We start from the raw sequence: 22,602 nt of genomic DNA on the forward strand, positions 1-22,602 counted from the left end.
AGCCCAACCCCATGGCTGAAATCCTCACCCTGCGTGATGCGGTCAAGCGCTTCGTGAACGACGGCGATACCGTCGCCCTCGAAGGCTTCACCCACCTGATCCCTACGGCCGCAGGCCATGAAATCATTCGTCAGGGCAAGAAAGACCTGACGCTGGTGCGCATGACGCCTGACCTGATCTACGACCAGTTGATCGGTGCCGGCTGTGCGCGCAAGTTGAGTTCCTACTGGCCCAAGGTCAACCCGCTGATCAAGACCGTCACCTGCCCCTTCACCGGCGAAGTGCTGGCGGCGGTGCCATCGGTGCGTCCGGACATCACTGTGATTCACGCGCAGAAAGCCGATCGCAAAGGCAACGTGCTGCTCTGGGGCATTCTGGGGGTGCAAAAGGAAGCGGCGCTGGCGGCCAAGCGCTGCATCGTCACCGTCGAGGAAATCGTCGACGACCTGAATGCGCCGATGAACAGCTGCGTGCTGCCGACCTGGGCGCTGACGGCGGTGTGTCACGTACCCGGTGGTGCCCATCCTTCCTACGCGCACGGCTACAACGAGCGGGATAACCGCTTCTACCAGGCGTGGGACCCGATTGCCCGCGACCGCGGGACCTTTACCGCCTGGATCGACGAATACATCCACGGCACTGCCGACTTCAGTGAATTCCAGGCCAAGCTGGCCGCCGCGCAGGAGGCTAAGTAATGGCTTATTCCACCAATGAAATGATGACCGTCGCCGCCGCACGCCGCCTCAAGAACGGCTCGGTGTGCTTCGTCGGCATCGGCCTGCCATCCAAGGCGGCCAACCTGGCGCGCCTGACGTCCTCGCCGGATGTGGTGCTGATCTACGAGTCCGGCCCGATTGGGGCCAAGCCCAGCGTGTTGCCGCTGTCCATCGGCGATGGCGAGCTGGCGGAGACCGCCGACACCGTGGTGCCCACCGGTGAGATCTTTCGCTACTGGCTGCAGGGCGGGCGCATTGATGTCGGTTTTCTCGGCGCGGCCCAGGTCGACCGTTTCGGCAATATCAACACCACCGTGGTCGGTGATTATCACCAGCCCAAAGTGCGTTTGCCGGGTGCCGGTGGCGCGCCGGAAATCGCCGGTTCGGCCAAGAGCGTGTTGATCATCCTTAAGCAATCGTCCCGTTCGTTTGTGGACAAACTGGACTTCATCACCTCCGTCGGTCACGGCGAAGGTGGCGACTCACGCAAGCGTCTGGGCCTGCCCGGCGCCGGCCCGGTGGGCATCATTACCGACCTGTGCATCATGGAGCCGGAGGAGGGCAGCCATGAGTTCGTGGTCACTGCACTGCATCCCGGCGTGAGCCGCGAGCAAGTGGTCGCCGCCACCGGCTGGGCGATTCGCTTTGCCGACCAGGTGAGCACCACCGCTGAACCCACCGAGACCGAACTGACCGCCCTGCGTGACCTCGAAGCACGCACCGCCGCCGCCCATGGCCAAGCACCGGGAGAAGCCTGATGCGCGAGGTATTTATCTGCGATGCCATTCGCACGCCGATTGGCCGTTTCGGTGGTGGCCTGTCCACGGTGCGCGCCGATGACCTGGCGGCGCTGCCGATCAAGGCGTTGATCGAGCGTAACCCGTCGGTGGACTGGAGCGCCGTAGACGAAGTCTTCCTCGGCTGCGCCAACCAGGCAGGTGAAGACAACCGCAATGTGGCACGCATGGCGCTGTTACTGGCGGGGCTGCCGGAAAGTATTCCCGGCGTGACCCTCAACCGCCTCTGTGCCTCGGGCATGGATGCCATCGGCACCGCCTTTCGTGCGATTGCCAGCGGTGAAATGGAGTTGGCGATTGCCGGTGGCGTCGAATCGATGTCCCGCGCTCCGTTTGTGATGGGCAAGGCCGACGCGGCGTTCTCGCGCAACATGAAGTTGGAAGACACCACCATTGGCTGGCGCTTTATCAACCCGCTGATGAAGGCCCAGTACGGTGTGGATGCCATGCCGCAGACCGCCGATAACGTGGCCGATGACTATCAGGTTTCCCGCGCCGACCAGGACGCTTTCGCCCTGCGCAGCCAGCAACGCACCGCCGCTGCCCAGGCCGCCGGGTTCTTTGCCGAGGAAATCGTTCCGGTGCGGGTCGCCCATAAAAAAGGCGAAACCCTGGTGGAACACGATGAACACCCACGGGACACCACGTTGGAAGCCCTGGCCAAGCTCAAGCCAGTCAACGGCGCGGACAAGACCGTCACTGCCGGCAATGCCTCGGGCGTCAACGACGGCGCCGCCGCGCTGATCCTCGCCAGCGCCGAGGCCGTCAAGCAACACGGCCTCACCGCCCGCGCCCGTGTGCTGGGCATGGCCAGTGCCGGTGTCGCCCCGCGGGTGATGGGCATCGGCCCGGTGCCGGCGGTGCGCAAACTGGTGGAGCGCCTGGGGTTGGCGGTCACCGACTTTGATGTGATCGAACTCAACGAAGCCTTCGCCAGCCAAGGCCTGGCGGTGCTGCGCGAGCTGGGTATCGCTGACGATGCGCCCCAGGTCAACCCCAACGGCGGCGCCATTGCCCTCGGTCACCCCTTGGGGATGAGTGGTGCGCGGTTGGTGATGACGGCCCTGCACCAATTGGAAAAAACCGGCGGCCGCAAAGGCCTGGCGACCATGTGCGTGGGCGTCGGCCAAGGCCTGGCCCTGGCGATTGAACGCGTCTGATAACTAAAAGAGGATTGCTCCATGAGTGACAAGCCCGGTTACCGGCGCCCGCAAGCGGGCACTCAACCTGATTACCTGCACCCGGCCTACCAGTCGACGAACCTGCGTTCGCCTTCACAGCCTTTGGTGTTCCTGCCCCATTCCTTGTCGGAAATCACGGGCCCGACCATCGGCGCCGAACGTATCAATGAGAAGGACAACGACCTGACAGCCCAGCATGAGGGCGAGCCGCAAGGCGAGCGCATCATCATTCATGGCCGTGTGCTGGACGAAAACGGCCTGCCAGCCTGCCGGACATCTGGCAGGCCAATGCCGCCGGCCGCTACAACCACAAGCGCGACCTGCACGATGCACCCCTGGACCCGAATTTCACCGGCACCGGGCGCACCGTCACCGACGCCGACGGCTGGTACCAGTTCCAAACCATCAAGCCAGGCGCCTACCCGTGGGGCAACCACCACAACGCCTGGCGCCCGGCGCATATCCACTTTTCGCTGTTCGGCCCCAGCGTGCTGACGCGCCTGGTGACGCAAATGTATTTCCCGGGCGACCCGTTGCTGGAATACGACCCGATCTACAACTGCGTGCCGGACACCAGCGCCAAGCAACGCTTGATCGCCAGTTTCGACCTGGAAAAAACCATTCCTTCCTATGCCCTCGGCTACCGCTGGGACATCGTCCTGCGCGGCCGCGACGCCACGCCGATGGAGAAATGAGATGACACTCAACGCGACCACGTCCCACACCGTCGGGCCGTATTACCACATTGGCCTGACCTGGCTGAACCGTGAAGACCTGACCGTCACTGCCACCCTCGGCGAACGCGTGGCAATCAGCGGCCAAGTGGTGGACGGCAACGGTGATGTCGTCAACGACGCCATGCTGGAAGTCTGGCAGGCCAATGCCGCCGGCAAATATGCTCACCCCGAAGACGAGCAGGACAAAGCGCTCGACCCGAACTTCGAAGGCTTTGGCCGCGTGCCGGTGGATGCCGAAGGGCGTTTCCGCTTTACCACCGTCAAGCCGGGCAGTGTGCCGGGGCTCAAGGGCACCACCCAGGCGCCGCATTTGGTGGTGCTGGTGTTTGCCCGTGGGTTGGTGAAGCACTTGCTGACGCGGATTTATTTTGACGGTGAGGCCTTGAACGGCGATGACCCGTTGCTGGCGTGTGTGCCGGCAGAGCGTCGTGGCACCTTGATTGCCCAGGCGGATGCGGCAGGGGTTTATCAGTGGAATGTGATTTTGCAGGGCACAGATAAGGAAACGGTGTTCTTCGACTATTGAGTTGGCTGTAACGATCGTTCCCACGCTCTGCGTGGTAATGCATCCCGTGACGCTGCGCGTCACCCGCGAACGGCAGGACGCGGAGCGTCCCATGCGGCATTCCCACGCAGAGCGTGGGAACGATCATCCAGGCTCCACCTATCCAAAAGTCTGCTTGCGGAACAGGGTTGTTGCAAAGTATGTCTAGGCTATAACCGTTCCCACTGAGTAAAAAAACATGACAACAAAAACCAGCCACTACACCGGAGAAGAACGCAGCAAAAGGATCTTTGCGATTGTCGGTGCGTCCTCCGGCAACCTGGTCGAATGGTTCGACTTCTACGTCTATGCCTTCTGCGCGATTTATTTTGCTCCGGCGTTTTTCCCCTCGGACGACCCCACGGTGCAGTTGCTCAACACCGCCGGGGTGTTTGCCGCCGGGTTCCTGATGCGACCGATCGGTGGCTGGTTGTTTGGCCGGGTGGCCGACAAGCACGGGCGCAAGAACTCGATGATGATCTCGGTGCTGATGATGTGCGGCGGCTCCCTGGTCATCGCCTTTCTGCCGACCTACAACGCCATCGGTGCCTGGGCGCCAGCGTTGCTGTTGGTGGCGCGGCTGTTCCAGGGCTTGTCGGTGGGCGGCGAATACGGCACCACGGCCACTTACATGAGTGAAGTCGCGCTCAAGGGCCAGCGTGGCTTCTTTGCTTCGTTCCAGTACGTGACCCTGATCGGCGGCCAGTTGCTGGCGGTGCTGGTGGTGGTGATCCTGCAACAGATCCTCACCGAAGAAGAACTGCGCGCCTGGGGCTGGCGCATCCCGTTTGTGATCGGCGCTATAGCCGCCGTGATCTCCCTGCTGCTGCGTCGCACCCTGAAAGAAACCACCAGCAAGGAAATGCGTGAAGACAAGGACGCCGGCAGTATCGTCGCGCTGTTTCGCGACCACGGCAAAGCCTTCATTACGGTGCTGGGCTACACTGCCGGCGGCTCGCTGATTTTCTATACCTTCACCACCTACATGCAGAAGTACCTGGTGAATACCGTGGGCATGCACGCCAAGACGTCGAGCTACATCATGACCGGCGCGCTGTTTCTGTACATGTGCATGCAGCCGTTGTTCGGCATGTTGGCCGACAAGATTGGCCGGCGTAATTCCATGCTCTGGTTTGCCGGCCTTGGCACGCTGTTTACCGTGCCGATCCTGCTGACCTTGAAAACCGTGACCAGCCCGTTTTTGGCGTTTGTGCTGATCACCCTGGCCTTGGCGATTGTCAGCTTCTACACCTCCATCAGCGGCCTGGTCAAAGCGGAGATGTTCCCGCCCCAGGTGCGTGCATTGGGCGTGGGCCTGGCGTATGCGGTGGCTAACGCGGTGTTTGGCGGTTCGGCAGAAGTGGTTGCGCTGAGCCTCAAATCCATCGGCATGGAAAACACCTTTTATTGGTACGTCACCGCGATGATGGCGGTGGCCTTCCTGTTCAGCTTGCGCCTGCCGAAACAGGCGGCGTACCTGCATCACGATCTGTAAGGGATGAGTTATGACGCTGCGCACGAGCAATCAACTGTTCGACGCTTATTTCACCGCTGACAGCATGGCCGAAGTGTTCTGTGACCAGGGGCGTTTGCAGGGCATGCTGGATTTCGAGGCCGCACTGGCCCGGGCGCAGGCCCGGGTCGGGTTGATTCCCCAGGCCGCTGTCGCACCGATTGCCCAGGCGTGCCTGGCGTCGCTGTATGACGTGGACGCCCTTGGCAGCGCGATTGCCACGGCGGGCAACTCTGCGATTCCATTGGTGAAGGCGTTGGGCAAGTTGATCGCCAGTGAGGACGCCGACGCCGAGCGTTATGTACACCTGGGCGCAACCAGCCAGGATGTGATGGACACCGGCCTGGTGCTGCAACTGCGCCGTGGGGTGGAATTGATCGAGGCCGACCTGGCTCGCCTGGGGGAGGTGTTGGCCGCCCAGGCTCAGCGTTACGCCACCGTGCCGTTGGCCGGGCGCACCTGGTTGCAGCAGGCGACGCCGGTCACCCTGGGAATGAAAATCGCCGGTTGGCTGGGCGCGGTGACGCGCAGTCGCCAGCGCCTGGCCGAATTGAAACCGCGCCTGCTGGTGCTGCAATTTGGCGGCGCCTCGGGCACCTTGGCAGCGCTGGGCGAACACGCCATGCCCGTGGCCGAAGCCTTGGCCGCCGAGTTGCAACTGGGTTTGCCGGAACAACCCTGGCACACCCAGCGTGACCGCCTGGTGGAGTTTGCCAGCCTGCTTGGCCTGATCGCCGGTAGCCTCGGCAAGTTGGGCCGCGATATCAGCCTGTTGATGCAGACCGAAGCGGCCGAGGTGTTCGAGCCTTCGGCGCCGGGCAAGGGCGGTTCGTCCACCATGCCGCACAAGCGTAACCCGGTGGGCGCCGCAGTGCTGATCAGCGCGGCCACCCGCGTACCAGGCCTGGTGGCAACGATGTTCAGCGCCATGCCTCAAGAGCACGAACGCAGCCTGGGCTTGTGGCACGCCGAATGGGAAACCTTGCCAGAGATTTGCCGCTTGGTGTCCGGTGCCTTGCACCAGGCAATTCTGGTCAGTGAAGGGCTGGAGGTGAATGCCGAACGTATGGCACACAACCTCGACCTGACTCAGGGCCTGGTACTGGCCGAAGCGGTGAGTATCGTGCTCGCCCAACGCTTGGGCCGCGACACTGCGCACCATCTGCTGGAGCAGTGCTGCAAACGTGCGGTCGCCGAGCAGCGCCATTTGCGCGCGGTACTGGCGGATGAGCCGCACGTCACCGCCGAGCTGTCGGCGGCTGAATTGGACCGCCTGCTCGACCCGGCCCATTACCTGGGCCAGGCGTCTACCTGGGTCACGCGTGCGGTGACCGAACATTTTGCTTTGACTGCCTGAGGAGACCGCTGTGGCTTTTGTACAACTCGCCGAGGGCGAACTGCATTACCAACTCGAGGGGCCCGCCGACGCACCGGTACTGGTGCTGTCCAATTCCCTGGGTACCGACCTGCATATGTGGGATATCCAGATTCCGGCCTTTACCGAGCATTTTCGTGTGCTGCGTTTCGACACCCGTGGCCACGGCCAATCCCTGGTGACCGAGGGGCCTTACAGCATCGAGCAACTGGGGGCAGACGTGCTCGCACTGCTGGATGCGCTGGATATCCAGAAGGCGCATTTTTGCGGATTGTCTATGGGCGGCTTGATCGGCCAATGGCTGGGCATTCATGCCGGCGAGCGCCTGCAACGCCTGGTGGTGTGTAATACCGCGGCCAAGATCGGCACGCCCGAGGTGTGGAACCCGCGTATCGAAATGGTCCTGCGTGATGGCGCCGCCGCGATGGTGGCGCTGCGCGATGCGTCCATTGCGCGCTGGTTCACCGCAGATTTCGCCGCTGCCAACCCGCACCAGGCCAAGCAGATCACCGATATGCTCGCAGCCACTTCGCCCGAGGGGTATGCCGCCAACTGCGGCGCCGTGCGCGATGCGGATTTTCGTGAGCAATTGTCCTCGATCAAGGTGCCGACCCTGGTGATTGCCGGCACCGAAGACGCGGTAACGCCGCCAGCCGGCGGCCACTTTATCCAGAGCCATGTGCAGGGCGCCGAGTACGCCGAGTTCTATGCAGCGCACTTGTCCAACGTTCAGGCCGGTGCTGCGTTCAGCGACCGGGTGATCGAATTTCTGCTGGCCCGCTGAGGAGCTATTTGTGGACGAGAAACAACGTTACGCCGAGGGCCTGCAGGTGCGCCGCGAAGTACTGGGCAATGCCCATGTCGACCGCAGCCTCAATGCCCTGACCGAGTTCAACAGCGAGTTCCAGGAAATGATCACCCGCCACGCCTGGGGTGACATCTGGACCCGTCCCGGCCTGCCTCGGCATACCCGCAGCCTGATCACCATCGCGATGCTGATCGGCATGAACCGCAGTGAAGAACTGAAGCTGCACCTGCGTGCCGCCGCCAGCAATGGCGTAACCCGCGCCGAGATCAAGGAAGTGCTGATGCAGAGTGCGATCTACTGCGGGATCCCGGCAGCGAATGCGACGTTTCACCTGGCGGAGTCGGTGTGGGATGAGTTGGGTGTGGAGTCTCGCCAACAAGACTGAATGTGAAAGGCGATCACCTGTGGGAGCTGGCTTGCCTGCGATTGCAGCGACGAGGTCTGACTGGGGACCGTGTTGTCTGCATCGCAGGCAAGCCAGCTCCCACAGGGGATCGTCACAGGTTTAAGGTATTAGTGGGAATCAGCATCCCACAGCCAATTCCACACCCCAGGCAGGTGCACCGGCTCGTTCACAGCCTTGACCGTCCGGGCCAGCGCTGCGCGTTCCAGCGCGGCGTGGTCGGTATAGAACGGCTCGGCCGCGGTCTTCAAACCGTTGACCCGTGCGCTGTCCATCAGAATCTGCAAGTACTCCTGCATATGCCGCGCGGTGTAGCGGTTGATGTCATGAAAGGTCACCACTACCGGGATCACACCCTCCACTGTCGGTAGTTCACCTAAGGCGATGCGTTCGCGTACCACCGACAGTTGCCGATACAGGTTGGCCCGCCGACGCGGGCTGGCGTTGAAGCCCCAGATCTTGCCGTCATTGGCGCTCAAATCCGTCAACAGTACCTGCATGCCGTGGCGTTGGTAGGCGGCGAAGGTGCGCTTGTCGTAGTTCCAGAATGGCGGGCGTACCAGCACGGGGGGCGCGCCCGTGATGGCGGCAATGTCTGCGGCGCCTTCGGTAAGGGTGTGTTCCAGGGTGGCGTCGTTCAGCCAGCGATGATTGGTGTGAAACGCGGTGGCCGTGTGGAAGGCCAGGACATGGCCAGCGGCGAATTCTCGTTCCATGGTCTTGCGGCCTCGGGAACTGCCGCCTGCGCGAGCGGCTTCGGTCTGCAGGAAGAACACCGCCTTGATCCCCGGCAGCACCGGGTTGTTGGCCAGGTCCGCCACTACCGAACGGCTCGGATTGTTGTAGCCCGAGGCGCTTGGGCCATCGTCGAAGGTCAGCAAAAAGCGGATCGGCGCCTGGGCCAGCAGGCGTTGTTCGGTCTGTGGTGTCAGGGCGATGGGTGCGCTGATACAGCCCCCCAGGCTCAAGACCAGGGCAAACAAAGCGATTGCTGTAGCGAAGGATTTCATGCCGTGCAGGGCCCGAGTAAAGGCCGCTGCTGGGGGGATCAGCAGCGGCAGGCGCGCACCATACAGTAAGTGCTATGCCGGTTTACAGCAGACTGATCGGATAGCTGACGATCAACCGGTTCTCATCGAACTCGTTGTTGCTGTAGTCCCTGCGCATACTCGAATTGCGCCAGCGCACGTTGAGGTTTTTCAGCGTGCCGCTTTGCACCGTATAGCCTACTTCGGTCTCGCGGCCCCACTCCTTGCCGTCGGTGATGGTGCCGGTGTGCACGTTGCTGCCGCTGATATAGCGGTTCATCAGGGTCAGGCCTGGTACACCGAGGGCGGCGAAGTTGTAGTCGTGGCGAACCTGCCAGGATTTTTCCTGTGCGTTGTCATAGCTGGAGTTGTAGCTGTCGTTGGCCAGGGTGCCGCCGCTGGTGCCGTTGACGCGCATCCAGGCACTGTCGCCGGTGAGTTTTTGCAGGCCGACGTAGAAGGTGTTGCCACCGTACCTGGCCGAGAACAAACCGGACCAGGTTTTGTTGTCCAGGTCGCCGGCGCGGGCGCTGCCGTCGTCCTTACCGTAAAAGAAGCCCAGGTTGGCGCCCAGGGTCCAGTCGCCCACAGGCTGGCTGTGGATCAGATTGACGAACTGCTGGCTGTAGATGTCCTTGAGCTGGGCATTCCACACGCCGACTTGGGTGCGTTTGTCGTTGAACGCGTATTCGGCGCCCTGGAAGTTGAAACGGTCGGAGGTGAAGGCGGTTTTGCCGAACATCGACATGTCGCTCATGCTGCCGTCGTCCCGCGGGCTATTGGCGCGGAATTGGCCGCCATAGAGGGTCAGGCCGTCGATTTCCTTCGAGGTGATCTGCCCGCCACGCAGGGTCTGTGGCAGGGAGCGGCCATCGTCGGAACGCAGGATCGGCAGCACCGGCATCCATTCGCCCACCTTCAGCTCGGTCTTGGAAAAGCGCGCCTTGAATGCCACGCCCAGCCGGCCAAACTCATCGGCTGGCCGGCCGTCATGGTCCAGCGGCAGCAACTGCGTGCCGCCTGTGCCACGCCCGCCATCGAGCTTGAGCGAGTACAAGCCCAGCACATCCACACCAAAACCGACTGTGCCTTGGGTGAACCCGGACTTGGCGTCGAGAATGAAACTTTGCGTCCACTCCTGCGCGCCACCCTGAGCCTTGGTCGGGTTGGTGTAGTTGCGGTTGAAGAAGAAATTACGCAGGTTGAGGTTGGCGCTGGCGTCTTCGAGAAAGCCGTGATCCTGGGCGAGAACGGGCAGGGCAGAACTGGCGACAGCAGCCGCCAGCAACAGCTGGCGCGGTTGGAAAGTGCTCATGGTGTGAACCTGTTGTTATTGGGTTTATGCAGGTGGCGGCCATGGTGCGCGGCGGTGCGGGGGCGATGAAAGTAGGGGAAGGTGGGTTGTGGGCGATGATCGAACGCAAGTTGTAAGGGCAACAATGCAGGCATAAAAAAACCGCTTCCGGTGAGGGAAGCGGTTTTCACACCCGCGCTATCAGAACAACTTCAACGGCGGTGCTTGTTCTTTCAACGGCTCGTTCTTCGCAGTCTGCTCGTTCCAGCCACCGCCGAGGGCCTTGTACAGGTTGACCTCGCTGGTGAGCTGCGCCAGGCGGTCGGTGATCAGCGATTGCTGGGCACTGAACAGTTGGCGCTGGGCGTCGAGGAAGGTCAGGTTGCTGTCGACACCAATGCGGTAGCGACGCTCGGCCAGGCGGTAGTAATCCTGGTTAGCCTCGACGAAGCCGCGCTGGGCATCCAGTTGCTGCTTGTAGGTCGCACGCGCGGCCAGGCCGTCGGAGACTTCCTGGAAGCCGGTCTGGATGGCCTTCTCGTAGTTGGCCACGTTGATCTCTTTCTGGATCTTCGAGTAGTCCAGGCTTGCGCGCAGGCTACCGGCGTTGAAGATCGGGATGTTGATCTGCGGGGCAAACGCCCAGGTTCCCGAACCGCCTTTGAACAGGCCACCCAGGGTAGGGCTGGCAGTACCGGCGCTGGCGGTCAGGCTGATGCTCGGGAAGAACGCCGCACGGGCCGCGCCGATGTTGGCGTTGGCGGCCTTGAGGTTGTACTCGGCCTGCACAATATCGGGACGACGTTGCAGCAGGTCCGATGGCAACCCGGCGGGCACTTCGCTGAGCAGGTCATCGGACAGCGGCTTGCTGGCGATATTCGCCGGCAGGCCGGTGCCCAGCAGCAGGGTCAGGCTGTTTTCGTCCTGGGCCACCTGGCGGGTGTAACGCGCCAGTTGCACACGGGCGTTTTCCACCGAGGTGCGTGCCTGGCTGAGGTCGAGGGCCGAGGCCACGCCGACTTCATTGCTGCGCGAGGTGAGCTTGTAGCTTTGCTCGAACGCGGCCAGGGTGTCCTGGGTCAGCTTGAGCAGCTCCTTGTCGGCCTGCCAGGTCAGGTAGGCATTCGCCACGCTGGCCACCAGGCTGATTTGGGTGCTGCGACGTGCTTCTTCAGTGGCGAAGTACTTCTGCAGCGCTTCTTCACTGAGGCTGCGCACGCGACCGAACAGGTCCAGCTCATAAGAGCTGATCCCAAGGCCCGCCGAGTACTGGCTGGCGATGGTCGATTCGCCGGTCTGCGACAGCTTGGCCGGGGTGCGCGAACGGCTGCCGTTACCGGTGGCCGACACGGCCGGGAACAGGTCGGCACGCTGGATTTGATATTGCGCCGCATAGGCGTCGATGTTCAGCGCCGCGACACGCAGGTCACGGTTGTTCACCAACGCGGTCTGGATCAGCTGTTGCAGGGCAGGGTCATGGAAAAACTGCTTCCAGCCTTGCTCGGCAGCGGCCTGGCTCGGCGCCTGGGCCGACGAATACGCCGGCCCCTGCGGGAACTGCGCGGCCACCGGCGCTTCGGGGCGCTGATAGTCAGGTATCAGCGAGCAGCCACTGAGCACGAATGCGGTGACGGCTAGGGAAAGTAGCGACTTGCTCATTGGCCAGCCTCTTTAGGAGTTTCAGTAGTGTCTTTCTTTTTGCGTTCGCCAGCGGCGGACACGGTTGCGTAGAACAGCGGCACCCAGAAGATCGCCAGCACAGTGGCCGTGATCATACCGCCGATAACGCCGGTACCGATTGCGTGCTGGCTGCCTGAGCCGGCGCCGGTGGAGATTGCCAGCGGTAGTACGCCGAGCATGAACGCCAACGAGGTCATGATGATCGGGCGCAGACGCATACGGGACGCTTCGATAGCCGCCTCGACGATGCCTTTGCCTTGCTCGTGCAGTTCCTTGGCGAATTCCACGATGAGGATGGCGTTTTTCGCCGCCAGGCCCACCGTCACCAACAGGCCCACCTGGAAGAACACGTCGTTGGACAAGCCGCGCATGCTGGTGGCGATCAGTGCACCGATCACACCCAGTGGCACAACCAGAATCACCGCAATCGGAATCGACCAGCTTTCGTACAGTGCTGCCAGGCACAGGAACACGACCAAAAGCGACAGTGCGTACAGGGCTGGCGCCTGGGAACCGGAAAGGCGTTCTTCGTACGACAGGCCTGTCCAGGCATAACCGACACCGGCCGGCAGTTCTTTGGCAATGCGTTCGACTTCGGCCATCGCATCACCGGTACTGTAGCCCGGTGCCGGGGTACCGAGGATTTCCATCGCCGCTACACCGTTGTATCGCGAAAGTTTGGGCGAACCGTAGATCCACTGGCCCGACGAGATAGCCGACAGCGGCACCATTTTCCCGTCGTTGCTGCGCACGTACCATTTGTCCAGATCTTCAGGCGACATGCGGCTGGCGGCGTCACCTTGTACATACACCTTCTTCACGCGACCACGGTCGATGAAGTCGTTGATGTAGCTACCACCCAAGGCAATGGCCAGGGTCTGCTGGATATCGGCGAGGCTGATGCCTTGGGCACTGGCCTTCTCGTCGTCAACGGTCAGCTCGTACTGCGGCTCATCGTTCACGCCGTTAGGGCGTACGCCGGCCAGCACCTTGCTTTGTGCCGCAGCGCCCAGGAACTGGTTACGTGCAGCCATCAGCTTGTCGTGGCCGACGCCACCCTGGTCTTGCAGGAACACGTCAAAACCGGTGGCGTTACCCAGCTCCAGCACCGAAGGCGGCACGATGGCAAATACCATGGCGTCCTTGAAGGCCCCGAAGAAGTAACCCTGGGCACGCTTAGCCACTTCGAACACCGACTGGCTCGAATCCCGCTCGTCCCACGGCTTGAGCATCACGAACGCAAGACCCGAGCTCTGGCCACGGCCAGCAAAGTTGAAGCCGTTCACGGTAAACACCGATTTCACTGCCTTGCCTTCGCCTGGCTCGCCTTCCTTGTCGTTCAGCAGGAAGGCGCGCATGTCGTCGACGACTTTTTGCGTGCGCTCAGCCGAAGCGCCGACCGGTGTCTGCACCTGGGCGAAGATCACACCCTGGTCTTCCTCAGGCAGGAACGCGCTTGGAATACGGGTGAACATCCAGATCATGCCGGCCAGGATCAGCGCGTACACCAGGAATGCCGGGATCTTGTGCTTGATCATGCCGCCCACGCCGCGCTCGTACTTGAGTACGCCACGGTCGAAGGTGCGGTTGAACCAGCCGAAGAAGCCGCGCTTGGGCTGGCCGTGTTTTTCCGGATCAATCGGCTTGAGCATGGTGGCGCACAACGCCGGGGTGAAGATCAGGGCAACCAGCACCGACAACGCCATCGCCGAAACGATGGTGATGGAGAACTGCCGGTAGATCACACCGGTAGAACCACCGAAGAACGCCATCGGCAGCAGTACCGCCGACAGTACCAGGGCAATACCCACCAGGGCGCCCTGGATCTGGCCCATGGACTTGATCGTTGCTTCCTTGGGCGACAGGTGCTCCTCAGCCATTACCCGTTCGACGTTTTCCACCACGACGATGGCATCGTCCACCAGCAAGCCGATGGCCAGGATCATGCCGAACATGGTCAAGGTGTTGATGGTGAAGCCGCACGCCGCCAGGATCCCGAAGGTACCCAGCAATACCACCGGTACGGTCATGGTGGTGATGATGGTGGCACGGAAGTTCTGCAGGAACAGGAACATCACCAGGAACACCAACACAATCGCTTCGACCAGGGTGTGAACCACACCGGAGATCGACTCGGTCACGACCGGCGTGGTGTCATAAGGCACCACCGCCTTCATGCCAGGCGGGAAGAACGGCTCCAGGGACTTGACTGTTTCGCGGATGGCCTTGCCAGTGTCCAGGGCGTTGGCACCGGCCGCCAGCTTGATCGCCATACCCGAAGCCGGCTTGCCGTTGAACTGTGCACTGATGCTGTAGTTCTGGCCGCCCAGTTCGATGCGCGCGACGTCACCCAGGCGAACCTGGGAGCCGTCGGTGTTCACCTTCATCAGGATCTTGGCGAATTCCTCGGTGCTTTGCAGGCGCGTCTTGCCGATGATCGTGGCGTTCAGCTGGGTGCCGGGCAGGGCAGGCAGGCCGCCCAGTTGGCCGGTGGCCACCTGCACGTTCTGGGCCTTGATGGCATTGCTGACGTCCACGGGCGTGAGCTGGTAGTTGTTCAGTTTGGCCGGGTCGAGCCAGATACGCATGGCGTACTGCGAACCGAACACCTGGAAGTCACCCACCCCCGCGGTACGGGAGATCGGGTCCTGGATGTTGGACACGATGTAGTTGGAGAGGTCGTCCTTGGTCATGCTGCCGTCTTCCGACACCAGACCGATCACCATCAGGAAGTTCTTCACCGACTTGGTCACACGGATACCCTGTTGCTGCACTTCTTGCGGCAGCAGTGGGGTGGCCAGGTTCAGCTTGTTCTGTACCTGGACCTGGGCGATATCCGGGTTGGTACCCTGGTTGAACGTCACGGTGATGGTCATGCTGCCGTCGGAGTTACTGTCCGAGGAGACATAACGCAGGTTGTCGATACCGTTGAGCTGTTGCTCGATGACCTGCACCACGGTGTCCTGCACGGTTTGTGCGGACGCACCTGGGTAGGTCACCTGGATATCAATGGCCGTTGGCGCAATGGCCGGGTATTGGTTGATGGGCAACTTCAGGATCGAGAGTGCCCCGACCAGCATGATCACCAGGGCAATTACCCAGGCGAAAATGGGACGGTCGATAAAAAATTTCGACATGGATTACTCCCCTTGACCAGCAGCGGCAGCAGGCGCTGCGGCAGTACCGGCGGGTTTAGCGTTGGAGGCTTCCGTGACCTTCACCTCGGCGCCTGGCTTGACGTACTGCAAGCCTTCGGTGATGACGCGATCACCGGCATTGAGGCCTTTTTCCACCAGCCAGTAGGCACCGGCGGTACGGTTGGCAACCAGTTCACGTTGCTCGACCTTGTTGTCCTTGTTCACGATCAGCGCCGTCGGAATGCCGCGCAGGTCACGGGTCACGCCTTGTTGCGGAGCCAGGATGGCCTTGCTGTTCACACCGGCCAGCAACTGGGCGTGGACGAACATGCCCGGCAGCAGCACGTGGTCAGGGTTGGGGAACACGGCGCGCAGGGTCACGGAACCGGTGGTCTGGTCGACCGACACTTCGGAGAACTCGAGCTTGCCGTCCTGGGCGTAGGCCGTGCCGTCTTCCAGGGTCAGCTTGACCTTGGCAGCGTTGTCGCCGGCTTTTTCCAGTTGGCCACTGGCCAGGTCGCGACGCAGCTTGAGCATTTCAGCTGAAGATTGCGTGACGTCGACGTAGATCGGGTCCAGTTGCTGGATCACCGCCATGGCGTCGGCCTGGCCATTGCTGACCAGTGCGCCTTCGGTGACCGAAGAACGGCCAATACGCCCGGAGATCGGCGCGTACACCTTGGTGTAGCGCACGTTGATCTGGGCGGTTTGAACGTTTGCCTCGGCAGTCATGCGGTTGGCAACGGCGGTGTCGTATTCCTGACGGCTGACGGCCTGCTCCTCGACCAATTGCTTGTAGCGATCGGTGATGGATTTGGTCTGGGTCAGGCTCGCCTGTGCGCTTTTGAGCGTGGCTTCATACACCGACGGGTCGATCTGGTAGAGCTGTTGCCCTTCCTTCACGTCGGCGCCTTCCTTGAACAGGCGCTTGAGAATGATGCCGTTGACCTGCGGCCGGACTTCCGCAATGCGGAAGGCCGTGGTGCGGCCTGGCAGCTCGGTGGTCAGGGTATAGGCTTGCGGTTGAATGGTGACCACGCCGACCTGAGGGGTTTGAGCGGGCGGTGCCGCTTCTTCCTTTTTACATCCGCTGAGCAGCGATGCCAGGGCGACGGCAGTGACCAGAGCGGTAACAGCTGGCTTAAGTTGCATGAAGATCCTCGGGTCAGGCGCGCAGAGTGCGCACAAGAAGTGTGGAAGGGTAAAAAACAAGCCGTGAGTGGATAAGTAGCTTGCTACGCAATATACTTACGTTCATGGTTGTTTGTAAACTCTTGACAGGCTTCGCGCAATGCTGACAAAGCACCGCTGCAAGCCTCGATTCTAGTACGTTCGGCGCCCATGACGGCGTCGTCCCACAATTATTCAGATGATGGTCAAGTACCATCCACAGTGTCCTGATTGAGGTTTTACTGCCATGGTTCGTCGCACCAAAGAGGAAGCTCAGGAAACGCGCAGCCAGATTCTCCAAGCCGCCGAGCAAGCCTTTTATGAGCGTGGCGTGGCGCGCACCACCCTGGCGGACATCGCCGCGCTGGCAGGGGTGACGCGCGGGGCTATCTATTGGCATTTCAGCAATAAGTCCGATTTGCTCCAGGCCCTGCTCGACACGCTGCACGAACCGCTGGACGAACTGGCCCGGGCGAGTGAAAGCGAGGATGAAGCCGACCCGCTCGGCTGTATGCGCAAGCTGCTGATTCATCTCTACCATGAAGTGGCCCTGGACCCGAAAACCCGGCGCATCAACGAGATTCTGTTTCATAAGTGCGAGTTCACCGATGAAATGTGCGACATGCGCCGCCAACGCCAGACCCACAGCCTGGAATGCAACCTGCGTATCAGCCTGACGTTGCGTAACGCGGTCAATCGCGGGCAACTGCCTGAAAATCTCGACACCACCCGTGGGGCTGTCTGCATACATGCCTTCATCCACGGTTTGATCGGCCAGTGGCTGCTGGTCCCCGATAGCTTTGAACTGCACCAGGACGCCGAGCGCTGGGCTGACATAGGGCTGGACATGCTGCGCCTGAGCCCCAGCCTGCGCAATTGAAACAAAATGCGTAATTGCAACCCGTTGTGTCAACAGTAAAGCCTAAGGACGGTCAATCGTCCTTCTGCCTGATTTGTGGGGTGACTTTATATACGGCATGGCGGGCGGTTGATAGGTAGCCGGCTAAGTATTTTGTAGCGATATTGTTGCCGTTCTGTGAAGCGATGTTTCCAGGGGGCACAAATGTGGGAGGGAGACTTGCCCCTGACACTGTAGGAGCGAGCTTGCTCGCGAAAAACTAACAGGCGCCGCGTTCGTTCAGGAAGCGCGCGTTATTGTTGACGTTTTTCGCGAGCAAGCTCGCTCCTACAGTATTGGGTTTGCGGGTTACGTTAGATCGGCAGCGTCGGGTAGTCGATATAACCCACCGGGCCTTTGCCATAGAAGGTCTCCGGATGCGGCTCGTTCAACGGCGCATCAGCCTTCAGTCGCGCCGGCAGGTCCGGGTTGGCGATGAAAGGAATACCGAAGGCCACTGCATCCGCCTTGCCCGCCGCCAGCCAGGCATTGGCGCTGTCTTTGGTGAAACGTTCGTTGGCGATGTACGCGCCGCCGAAGGCTTTTTTCAGCTGCGGGCCAAGGCTGTCTGCGCCTTCTTTTTCACGGGAGCAGATAAAGGCGATACCGCGCTTGCCCAGTTCGCTGGCGACGTAGGTGAAGGTCTCGGCGAGGTTGTCGTCGCCCATGTCATGCGCGTCAGCACGCGGTGCCAGGTGCACGCCCACGCGGCCGGCGCCCCAGACTTCGATGGCGGCGTCGGTGACTTCCAGCAACAGGCGCGCACGGTTTTCCAAAGAGCCGCCGTACTGGTCGGTGCGCTGGTTGGTGCTGCTTTGCAGGAACTGGTCGAGCAGGTAGCCGTTGGCGCCGTGGATTTCCACGCCGTCGAAGCCTGCGGCTTTGGCGTTCTCGGCGCCGGTGCGGTAAGCGTCGACGATGTCGGCGATTTCAGCGGTTTCCAGGGCGCGCGGGGTCGGGTAGTCGGCCAATGGGCGAACCAGGCTGACGTGGCCTTTAGCCTGAACCGCACTCGGGGCCACCGGAGTTTCGCCGTTCAGGTAGGACTCGTGGGAAATCCGGCCGACGTGCCACAACTGCAGAAAGATCTTGCCGCCCGCGCCATGCACGGCCTTGGTGATGTTGGCCCAGCCGCGCACCTGATCGTTGGACCAGATGCCGGGGGTGTCCGGGTAGCCCACGCCCATGGGCGTCACGGAAGTGGCTTCGCTGAGGATCAGCCCGGCGGAGGCGCGTTGCACGTAGTACTCGGCCATCAGTGCGTTGGGTACGCGGCCGGCATCCGCGCGGCAGCGGGTCAGCGGCGCCATGATGATGCGGTTCGACAGTTGCAGGTCGCCCAGTGTGATCGGATCGAAAATAGTCGTCATGGGAAAAACACCTTCTCTTTCAAGTTGATCAGTGGGTCGCGGGGGCCAGGTCGGCATTGGCGCCCTGACGGAAAGTGATCAGGGTCACCAGCAGCGCGAGGATGGCCAGCGCCGCGGCGGCCAGTGGCACGCGGGTCAGGCCGAAACCGTGGGCAATCACGCTGCCACCGACCCAGGCGCCGAGGGCGTTGCCAATGTTGAAGGCCCCGATGTTCAGGGTGGACACCAGGTTCGGCGCGGCCTTGCCGAAGGTCACCACGTTGATTTGCAGCGCCGGCACGGCGGCGAACGAAGCGGTGGCCCACAGGAACAGGGTGATTTCAGTCGGTATCACCGCAACGCTGGTCCAGCTCAGCACCGTGCAAACCACCGCCATGCTGATGAACACGCCGATCAAGGTGGCCGCCAGGCGCTTGTCCGCCAGTTTGCCGCCGATGATGTTGCCCACGGTGAGGCCCAGGCCGATTAGCAGCAGTGTCCAGGTCACGCCTTTGGGCGACACGCCAGTGACATCGCCCAGCAGCGGCGCGACGTAGGTAAAGAGGGTAAACATGGACGCGGCAAACAGCGCAGTCATGCTCAGTGACAACCAGATACCGGCGCCCTTGAGGGCGGCCAGTTCGGCACGCATGTCGAGTTTTTCTTCGTCACGCTTGGCGGGCAGGAAGCGAATAAGGCCGATCAAGGCGATCACGCCAATCACGGTCACGGCCCAGAAGGTCGAGCGCCAGCCGGCTTCCTGGCCCAGCGCCGTACCCAGGGGCACGCCCAGCACGTTGGCCAGGGTCAACCCGGTGAACATCAGCGCCACCGCCGACGCACGTTTGTTGGCCGGCACCAGGTTGGCCGCCACCACCGAACCAATTCCGAAGAAGGCTCCGTGGCACAACGCCGTGACCACACGGGCAAACATCAGCACGTTGTAGTCGCTTGCCAGGGCGCAGAGCAGGTTGCCGATAATGAAAATACCCATCAACGCTACCAGCGCCGCCTTGCGTGGCAGCCTGGCGGTGGCCAGTGCCATGAACGGTGCGCCGATGGCCACGCCCAGGGCGTAACCGGTGACCAGCCAGCCGGCGCCGGGAATTGACACACCCAGGTCTGCCGCCACATCGGGCAGCAAGCCCATGATGACGAACTCGGTGGTGCCGATGGCGAAGGCGCTCAGGGCCAGTATGAGTAGCGAGAGGGGCATGTACGTGTCCTTGGTGATTACGGTGCGCTGAGTTCGGTAATGAGCGCAGTCAGAAAGGCTTGGATCACTTCCTCATTGCGCTTGAAAAAGTGCCACTGTCCAGCCTTCTGGCTGCTGATCAGACCCGCCCGTTGCAAGGTGGCCAGGTGGGCCGACACCGTCGACTGGGACAAGCCGCAGCGCTGGTCGATCTGCCCGGCGCAGATGCCGTATTCGTGGTTGTGCAATTGCTCGGGGAACTGCACTTTCGGGTCTTTGAGCCAGGTGAGGATGTCTCGTCGTACTGGGTGCGCCAGGGCTTTTATTATTTCGTCGAGGTCGATGGACATGGCAGGGTGCTCGGTGTCGTAAAGCGTTATATCGCGATAAGGCGAACTTTAGATCGTAATATCCCGATATACCAATATGATTTTGATCTGAGGCCAGGTCGAATCGGTATATCGGGTTATAACGATATGTTGGTGGCAGTGGTAGACTGCGCGGCATGAATTATCTCGCACATCTGCACCTGGGCGGCCAACTTCCTGCGCAATTGCTGGGTAGCCTTTATGGTGACTTCGTCAAAGGCCGCCTGCAGGGCCAGTTCAGCCCGCAAATCGAAGCGGCGATCCAGTTGCATCGTTCCATCGACCGCTTTACCGATAGCCATCCGCTGGTGGGCGAGGCCTTGTCGCGCTTCAGTCTGACCCGCCGGCGCTATGCCGGGATCGTCCTCGATGTGTTTTTTGACCATTGCCTGGCGCGGGATTGGGCGCTGTATGCCGACCAGCCTCTGGAGCGTTTCACGTCCCAGGTGTATCAGGTGTTGGCGGCTGAACCCGCGTTGCCGGGGCGGCTGGCGCAGATTGCGCCGTATATGGCCGCGGATGATTGGTTGGGCTCGTACCGCGAGTTTGCGGTGATGGACCAGGTGCTGCGCGGGATTTCGCGGCGGCTGACGCAGCCTGAGGAGTTAGGATATGCGATGCAGGAGTTGCGGGTTTTATATGAGCCCCTGAGTGAGGACTTTCGACTGTTCTACCCAGAGTTGCAGAAATTTGCGCAATCTCAACTGACTACATGAGAGCTGAATGTGGGAGCTGGCTTGCCGGCTCCCACATTTGGATTGTGTTCACATTGCTTCAGGCTGCGAATGCAGGTCGAGCAGCCACTTGCTCTGCTTCCGGCACTGGCCCAAACAACGCCTTCTGCACCGCTTGCTGCGCCTGATACGCCAACGCCGCACGTTCCTGCCCAGTGCAGGCAATCGGCTTGAGCACATGAATCTCTACATCGCCCTGGTCATTGGAAAACAAGCGCATCAGGTGCGAGAGCAAATCATCATCGCCAATAAAGGGCGCCAGCGGGTCGACCTGGCCGTCGCGCAGATACCGAATCGCCACCGGCTGCAGCGACACATCCGCATCGATCGCGCTGGCCAGCAAGCGCCCGTGGAACGTGCGCAGGCCGCGACCGTCGGTGGTGGTGCCTTCGGGGAACATCAGCAAGGGGTGCTGTTGTTCCAGATGACGGGTCATCTGCTTGCGAATCAGTTGGCTGTCACCTGAACCGCGACGAATAAACAGGCTGCCAGCCTTGGCCGCCAGCCAGCCCGCCACCGGCCAGGTACGTACTTCGGCCTTGGACAAAAACGACATCGGCGCCACCATGCCCAGCAACGGGATATCCGTCCAGGACACATGATTGCTCACCCACAGCATCGGCGTTTGCGGCAACTCGCCATGCACCGTCACGCGAAAGGGCAGGGCGTTGGTCAGCCGTGCCATGAAGAAGCGCGACCAACGCTGGCGCCGCACCATCGAGTTAGCCACCCCCAGGCGCTCGAACAGGCCGAACACACTGGCCATGCTCAACCCCAGCCCCACCACCAACAGCACGCGGGCGATGCGCCCGTAAATGCGCAGGCGGTTCATCACATGGCCGCCTTGAAGTGGCGCGCGTAACGCGGGCACAACTCGTCGCGCTTGAGCAGGATAAACACGTCGGCTACCTGGAAGTCTTCATCCCAGCACGGCTCGCCGCAGATCTTCGCGCCCAGGCGCATGTAGGCCTTGAGCAGCGGCGGCATTTCGGCGATGACGTTGGACGGCAAGTCCAGGGCCGGCAGCGGTTTTTTCGGTTCGGCGCGCAGGTGTTCGTTGCACAGATAGCGCTCGCGCAAGCGCTGCATGATCGCGTGGGCCTGGATGCCGCCATCGTGCATCGGGATGCTTGCGCAGCCCATCAGGTAGCTGTAGCCACCCTGGTTGAGTACCTCGGCCAACTCGCCCCACAACACCGCGATGGTGCCGCCATTGCGATAGGCCGGGTCGACGCAGGTGCGGCCAATCTCCAGAATCGGGCCCTGCAAGTGCAGCAGGCCATGCAGGCTGAATTCTTCTTCGCTGTAGAACCGGCCCAGGGTGCTGGCGGCCTGGTGGTCGAGCAGACGGGTAGTAGCGACGAGTCGACCGCTGTTCAAATCCCGCACGCCGATATGGCTGCAGTGAACATCATAGTCATCCATGTCCAGACCCAGTTCCGCGCCTTTCAGCTTGGCGTTGAACTCGCCGCTGAACACGTTGAACCGCAGGGCCTGGGCTTCCTGCAATGCCTGTGCGCCTACCAGGCGTTCGGCTTGCAGACGGCGTTCATTGCCTTTGTCGCTGATGCGGGCGATCTGAGTCATAGCGAGTCTCCGGGTGCCGGCCAGGTTGCGGCCAGTCGACTTTGTTGTCCAAAGTCAGGCTATGTAGCCTCGGTGTCAGCTCCATGAA

The 22,602-nt window shown here is 61.7% G+C and carries 20 protein-coding genes and 1 pseudogene; 11 read left to right on the forward strand and 10 right to left on the reverse strand.

What is annotated here, in order from left to right:
• Positions 1-11 precede the first annotated feature (11 nt).
• The 9 genes and pseudogenes from BMH52_RS23170 to pcaC all read left to right on the forward strand — a co-directional run bounded on the left by BMH52_RS23170 (position 12) and on the right by pcaC (position 8,056).
• The gene (locus BMH52_RS23170; protein ID WP_073845168.1) at positions 12-695 is read left to right on the forward strand and encodes a CoA transferase subunit A; all 684 of its coding nucleotides are present in this window, start codon (positions 12-14) and stop codon (positions 693-695) included.
• Positions 695-1,474 carry a CoA-transferase subunit beta gene (locus BMH52_RS23175; protein ID WP_072434322.1) on the forward strand — a complete coding sequence of 260 codons (780 nt, stop codon included), beginning with the start codon at positions 695-697 and terminating at the stop codon, positions 1,472-1,474. The genes BMH52_RS23170 and BMH52_RS23175 overlap by 1 nt, the downstream gene beginning before the upstream one ends.
• Complete coding sequence (gene pcaF / locus BMH52_RS23180; RefSeq protein ID WP_173877531.1) at positions 1,471-2,673, forward strand: 3-oxoadipyl-CoA thiolase; 1,203 nt, start codon at positions 1,471-1,473, stop codon at positions 2,671-2,673. Before BMH52_RS23175 ends, pcaF begins: the two co-directional genes overlap by 4 nt.
• 21 nt (positions 2,674-2,694) lie before the next feature.
• A pseudogene (gene pcaH, locus BMH52_RS23185) lies at positions 2,695-3,389 on the forward strand (protocatechuate 3,4-dioxygenase subunit beta).
• Between the two features lies 1 nt (position 3,390).
• Positions 3,391-3,957, forward strand: coding sequence for a protocatechuate 3,4-dioxygenase subunit alpha (pcaG, locus tag BMH52_RS23190; RefSeq protein WP_014717295.1), 567 nt, complete (start codon positions 3,391-3,393; stop codon positions 3,955-3,957).
• Between the two features lie 217 nt (positions 3,958-4,174).
• On the forward strand, positions 4,175-5,470 hold the full coding sequence (locus tag BMH52_RS23195) for an MFS family transporter (protein ID WP_014717296.1): 1,296 nt from the start codon (positions 4,175-4,177) through the stop codon (positions 5,468-5,470).
• Positions 5,471-5,480: 10 nt separating this feature from the next.
• A complete protein-coding gene (locus BMH52_RS23200) occupies positions 5,481-6,845 on the forward strand; it encodes a 3-carboxy-cis,cis-muconate cycloisomerase (protein ID WP_072434325.1) in 1,365 nt (454 codons plus the stop codon).
• Between the two features lie 10 nt (positions 6,846-6,855).
• Complete coding sequence (gene pcaD, locus BMH52_RS23205; RefSeq protein ID WP_060767160.1) at positions 6,856-7,647, forward strand: 3-oxoadipate enol-lactonase; 792 nt, start codon at positions 6,856-6,858, stop codon at positions 7,645-7,647.
• A gap of 10 nt (positions 7,648-7,657) precedes the next feature.
• On the forward strand, positions 7,658-8,056 hold the full coding sequence (gene pcaC, locus BMH52_RS23210; protein ID WP_072434326.1) for a 4-carboxymuconolactone decarboxylase: 399 nt from the start codon (positions 7,658-7,660) through the stop codon (positions 8,054-8,056).
• A gap of 128 nt (positions 8,057-8,184) precedes the next feature.
• On the opposite strand, the gene BMH52_RS23215 is transcribed toward pcaC, so the two are convergent.
• The 5 genes from BMH52_RS23215 to BMH52_RS23235 all read right to left on the reverse strand — a co-directional run bounded on the left by BMH52_RS23215 (position 8,185) and on the right by BMH52_RS23235 (position 16,365).
• On the reverse strand, positions 8,185-9,084 hold the full coding sequence (locus BMH52_RS23215) for a polysaccharide deacetylase family protein (protein WP_072434327.1): 900 nt from the start codon (positions 9,082-9,084) through the stop codon (positions 8,185-8,187).
• Positions 9,085-9,166: 82 nt separating this feature from the next.
• A complete protein-coding gene (locus BMH52_RS23220) occupies positions 9,167-10,417 on the reverse strand; it encodes an OprD family porin (RefSeq protein WP_019817827.1) in 1,251 nt (416 codons plus the stop codon).
• Positions 10,418-10,597: 180 nt separating this feature from the next.
• Positions 10,598-12,055: an AdeC/AdeK/OprM family multidrug efflux complex outer membrane factor gene (adeC, locus tag BMH52_RS23225; protein WP_003189337.1), complete on the reverse strand. Its 1,458-nt coding sequence runs from the start codon at positions 12,053-12,055 to the stop codon at positions 10,598-10,600.
• A complete protein-coding gene (locus BMH52_RS23230; RefSeq protein ID WP_014717302.1) occupies positions 12,052-15,213 on the reverse strand; it encodes an efflux RND transporter permease subunit in 3,162 nt (1,053 codons plus the stop codon). Before BMH52_RS23230 ends, adeC begins: the two co-directional genes overlap by 4 nt.
• Before the next feature lie 3 nt (positions 15,214-15,216).
• The gene (locus BMH52_RS23235) at positions 15,217-16,365 is read right to left on the reverse strand and encodes an efflux RND transporter periplasmic adaptor subunit (RefSeq protein ID WP_014717303.1); all 1,149 of its coding nucleotides are present in this window, start codon (positions 16,363-16,365) and stop codon (positions 15,217-15,219) included.
• Between the two features lie 265 nt (positions 16,366-16,630).
• Between BMH52_RS23235 and BMH52_RS23240 the strand changes: the two genes are divergently transcribed.
• Positions 16,631-17,263: a TetR family transcriptional regulator gene (locus BMH52_RS23240; protein WP_014717304.1), complete on the forward strand. Its 633-nt coding sequence runs from the start codon at positions 16,631-16,633 to the stop codon at positions 17,261-17,263.
• A gap of 332 nt (positions 17,264-17,595) precedes the next feature.
• On the opposite strand, the gene BMH52_RS23245 is transcribed toward BMH52_RS23240, so the two are convergent.
• The 3 genes from BMH52_RS23245 to BMH52_RS23255 are packed head-to-tail and all read right to left on the reverse strand — an operon-like array spanning position 17,596 to position 20,175.
• Positions 17,596-18,651, reverse strand: a complete 1,056-nt coding sequence (locus BMH52_RS23245; RefSeq protein ID WP_072434328.1) for an alkene reductase — start codon at positions 18,649-18,651, stop codon at positions 17,596-17,598.
• Positions 18,652-18,679: 28 nt separating this feature from the next.
• Positions 18,680-19,846, reverse strand: coding sequence for an MFS transporter (locus tag BMH52_RS23250; protein WP_014717315.1), 1,167 nt, complete (start codon positions 19,844-19,846; stop codon positions 18,680-18,682).
• A 17-nt stretch (positions 19,847-19,863) separates the two neighbouring features.
• Positions 19,864-20,175 (reverse strand): helix-turn-helix transcriptional regulator, encoded by a 312-nt coding sequence (locus tag BMH52_RS23255; protein ID WP_003189349.1) that lies wholly within the window; start codon positions 20,173-20,175, stop codon positions 19,864-19,866.
• A 155-nt stretch (positions 20,176-20,330) separates the two neighbouring features.
• On the opposite strand from BMH52_RS23255, the gene BMH52_RS23260 reads away from it, so the two are divergent.
• Entirely contained in the window at positions 20,331-20,909 is a 579-nt protein-coding gene (locus tag BMH52_RS23260) for an ACP phosphodiesterase (protein ID WP_014717316.1), read from the forward strand.
• Positions 20,910-20,967: 58 nt separating this feature from the next.
• Here the strand turns inward: BMH52_RS23260 and BMH52_RS23265 are convergent, their stop codons facing one another.
• On the reverse strand, positions 20,968-21,759 hold the full coding sequence (locus tag BMH52_RS23265) for a 1-acyl-sn-glycerol-3-phosphate acyltransferase (RefSeq protein WP_014717317.1): 792 nt from the start codon (positions 21,757-21,759) through the stop codon (positions 20,968-20,970).
• Positions 21,759-22,514 carry an L-ornithine N(alpha)-acyltransferase gene (olsB, locus tag BMH52_RS23270; RefSeq protein ID WP_003189352.1) on the reverse strand — a complete coding sequence of 252 codons (756 nt, stop codon included), beginning with the start codon at positions 22,512-22,514 and terminating at the stop codon, positions 21,759-21,761. The genes BMH52_RS23265 and olsB overlap by 1 nt, the downstream gene beginning before the upstream one ends.
• Positions 22,515-22,602: the final 88 nt, after the last annotated feature.

The organism is Pseudomonas sp. BTN1, assembly GCF_001907715.1.
Lineage (GTDB): Bacteria > Pseudomonadota > Gammaproteobacteria > Pseudomonadales > Pseudomonadaceae > Aquipseudomonas > Aquipseudomonas paracarnis.

Bases quoted from the DNA above. Each gene is read 5' to 3' on its own strand.
- BMH52_RS23170 (WP_073845168.1), top strand. From the start codon at position 12: ATGGCTGAAATCCTCACCCTGCGTGATGCGGTCAAGCGCTTCGTGAAC.
- BMH52_RS23175 (WP_072434322.1), top strand. From the start codon at position 695: ATGGCTTATTCCACCAATGAAATGATGACCGTCGCCGCCGCACGCCGC.
- pcaG (WP_014717295.1), top strand. From the start codon at position 3,391: ATGACACTCAACGCGACCACGTCCCACACCGTCGGGCCGTATTACCAC.
- BMH52_RS23195 (WP_014717296.1), top strand. From the start codon at position 4,175: ATGACAACAAAAACCAGCCACTACACCGGAGAAGAACGCAGCAAAAGG.
- BMH52_RS23200 (WP_072434325.1), top strand. From the start codon at position 5,481: ATGACGCTGCGCACGAGCAATCAACTGTTCGACGCTTATTTCACCGCT.
- BMH52_RS23215 (WP_072434327.1), bottom strand. From the start codon at position 9,084: ATGAAATCCTTCGCTACAGCAATCGCTTTGTTTGCCCTGGTCTTGAGC.
- BMH52_RS23220 (WP_019817827.1), bottom strand. From the start codon at position 10,417: ATGAGCACTTTCCAACCGCGCCAGCTGTTGCTGGCGGCTGCTGTCGCC.
- adeC (WP_003189337.1), bottom strand. From the start codon at position 12,055: ATGAGCAAGTCGCTACTTTCCCTAGCCGTCACCGCATTCGTGCTCAGT.
- BMH52_RS23230 (WP_014717302.1), bottom strand. From the start codon at position 15,213: ATGTCGAAATTTTTTATCGACCGTCCCATTTTCGCCTGGGTAATTGCC.
- BMH52_RS23235 (WP_014717303.1), bottom strand. From the start codon at position 16,365: ATGCAACTTAAGCCAGCTGTTACCGCTCTGGTCACTGCCGTCGCCCTG.
- BMH52_RS23240 (WP_014717304.1), top strand. From the start codon at position 16,631: ATGGTTCGTCGCACCAAAGAGGAAGCTCAGGAAACGCGCAGCCAGATT.
- BMH52_RS23245 (WP_072434328.1), bottom strand. From the start codon at position 18,651: ATGACGACTATTTTCGATCCGATCACACTGGGCGACCTGCAACTGTCG.
- BMH52_RS23250 (WP_014717315.1), bottom strand. From the start codon at position 19,846: ATGCCCCTCTCGCTACTCATACTGGCCCTGAGCGCCTTCGCCATCGGC.
- BMH52_RS23255 (WP_003189349.1), bottom strand. From the start codon at position 20,175: ATGTCCATCGACCTCGACGAAATAATAAAAGCCCTGGCGCACCCAGTA.
- BMH52_RS23260 (WP_014717316.1), top strand. From the start codon at position 20,331: ATGAATTATCTCGCACATCTGCACCTGGGCGGCCAACTTCCTGCGCAA.
- BMH52_RS23265 (WP_014717317.1), bottom strand. From the start codon at position 21,759: ATGAACCGCCTGCGCATTTACGGGCGCATCGCCCGCGTGCTGTTGGTG.
- olsB (WP_003189352.1), bottom strand. From the start codon at position 22,514: ATGACTCAGATCGCCCGCATCAGCGACAAAGGCAATGAACGCCGTCTG.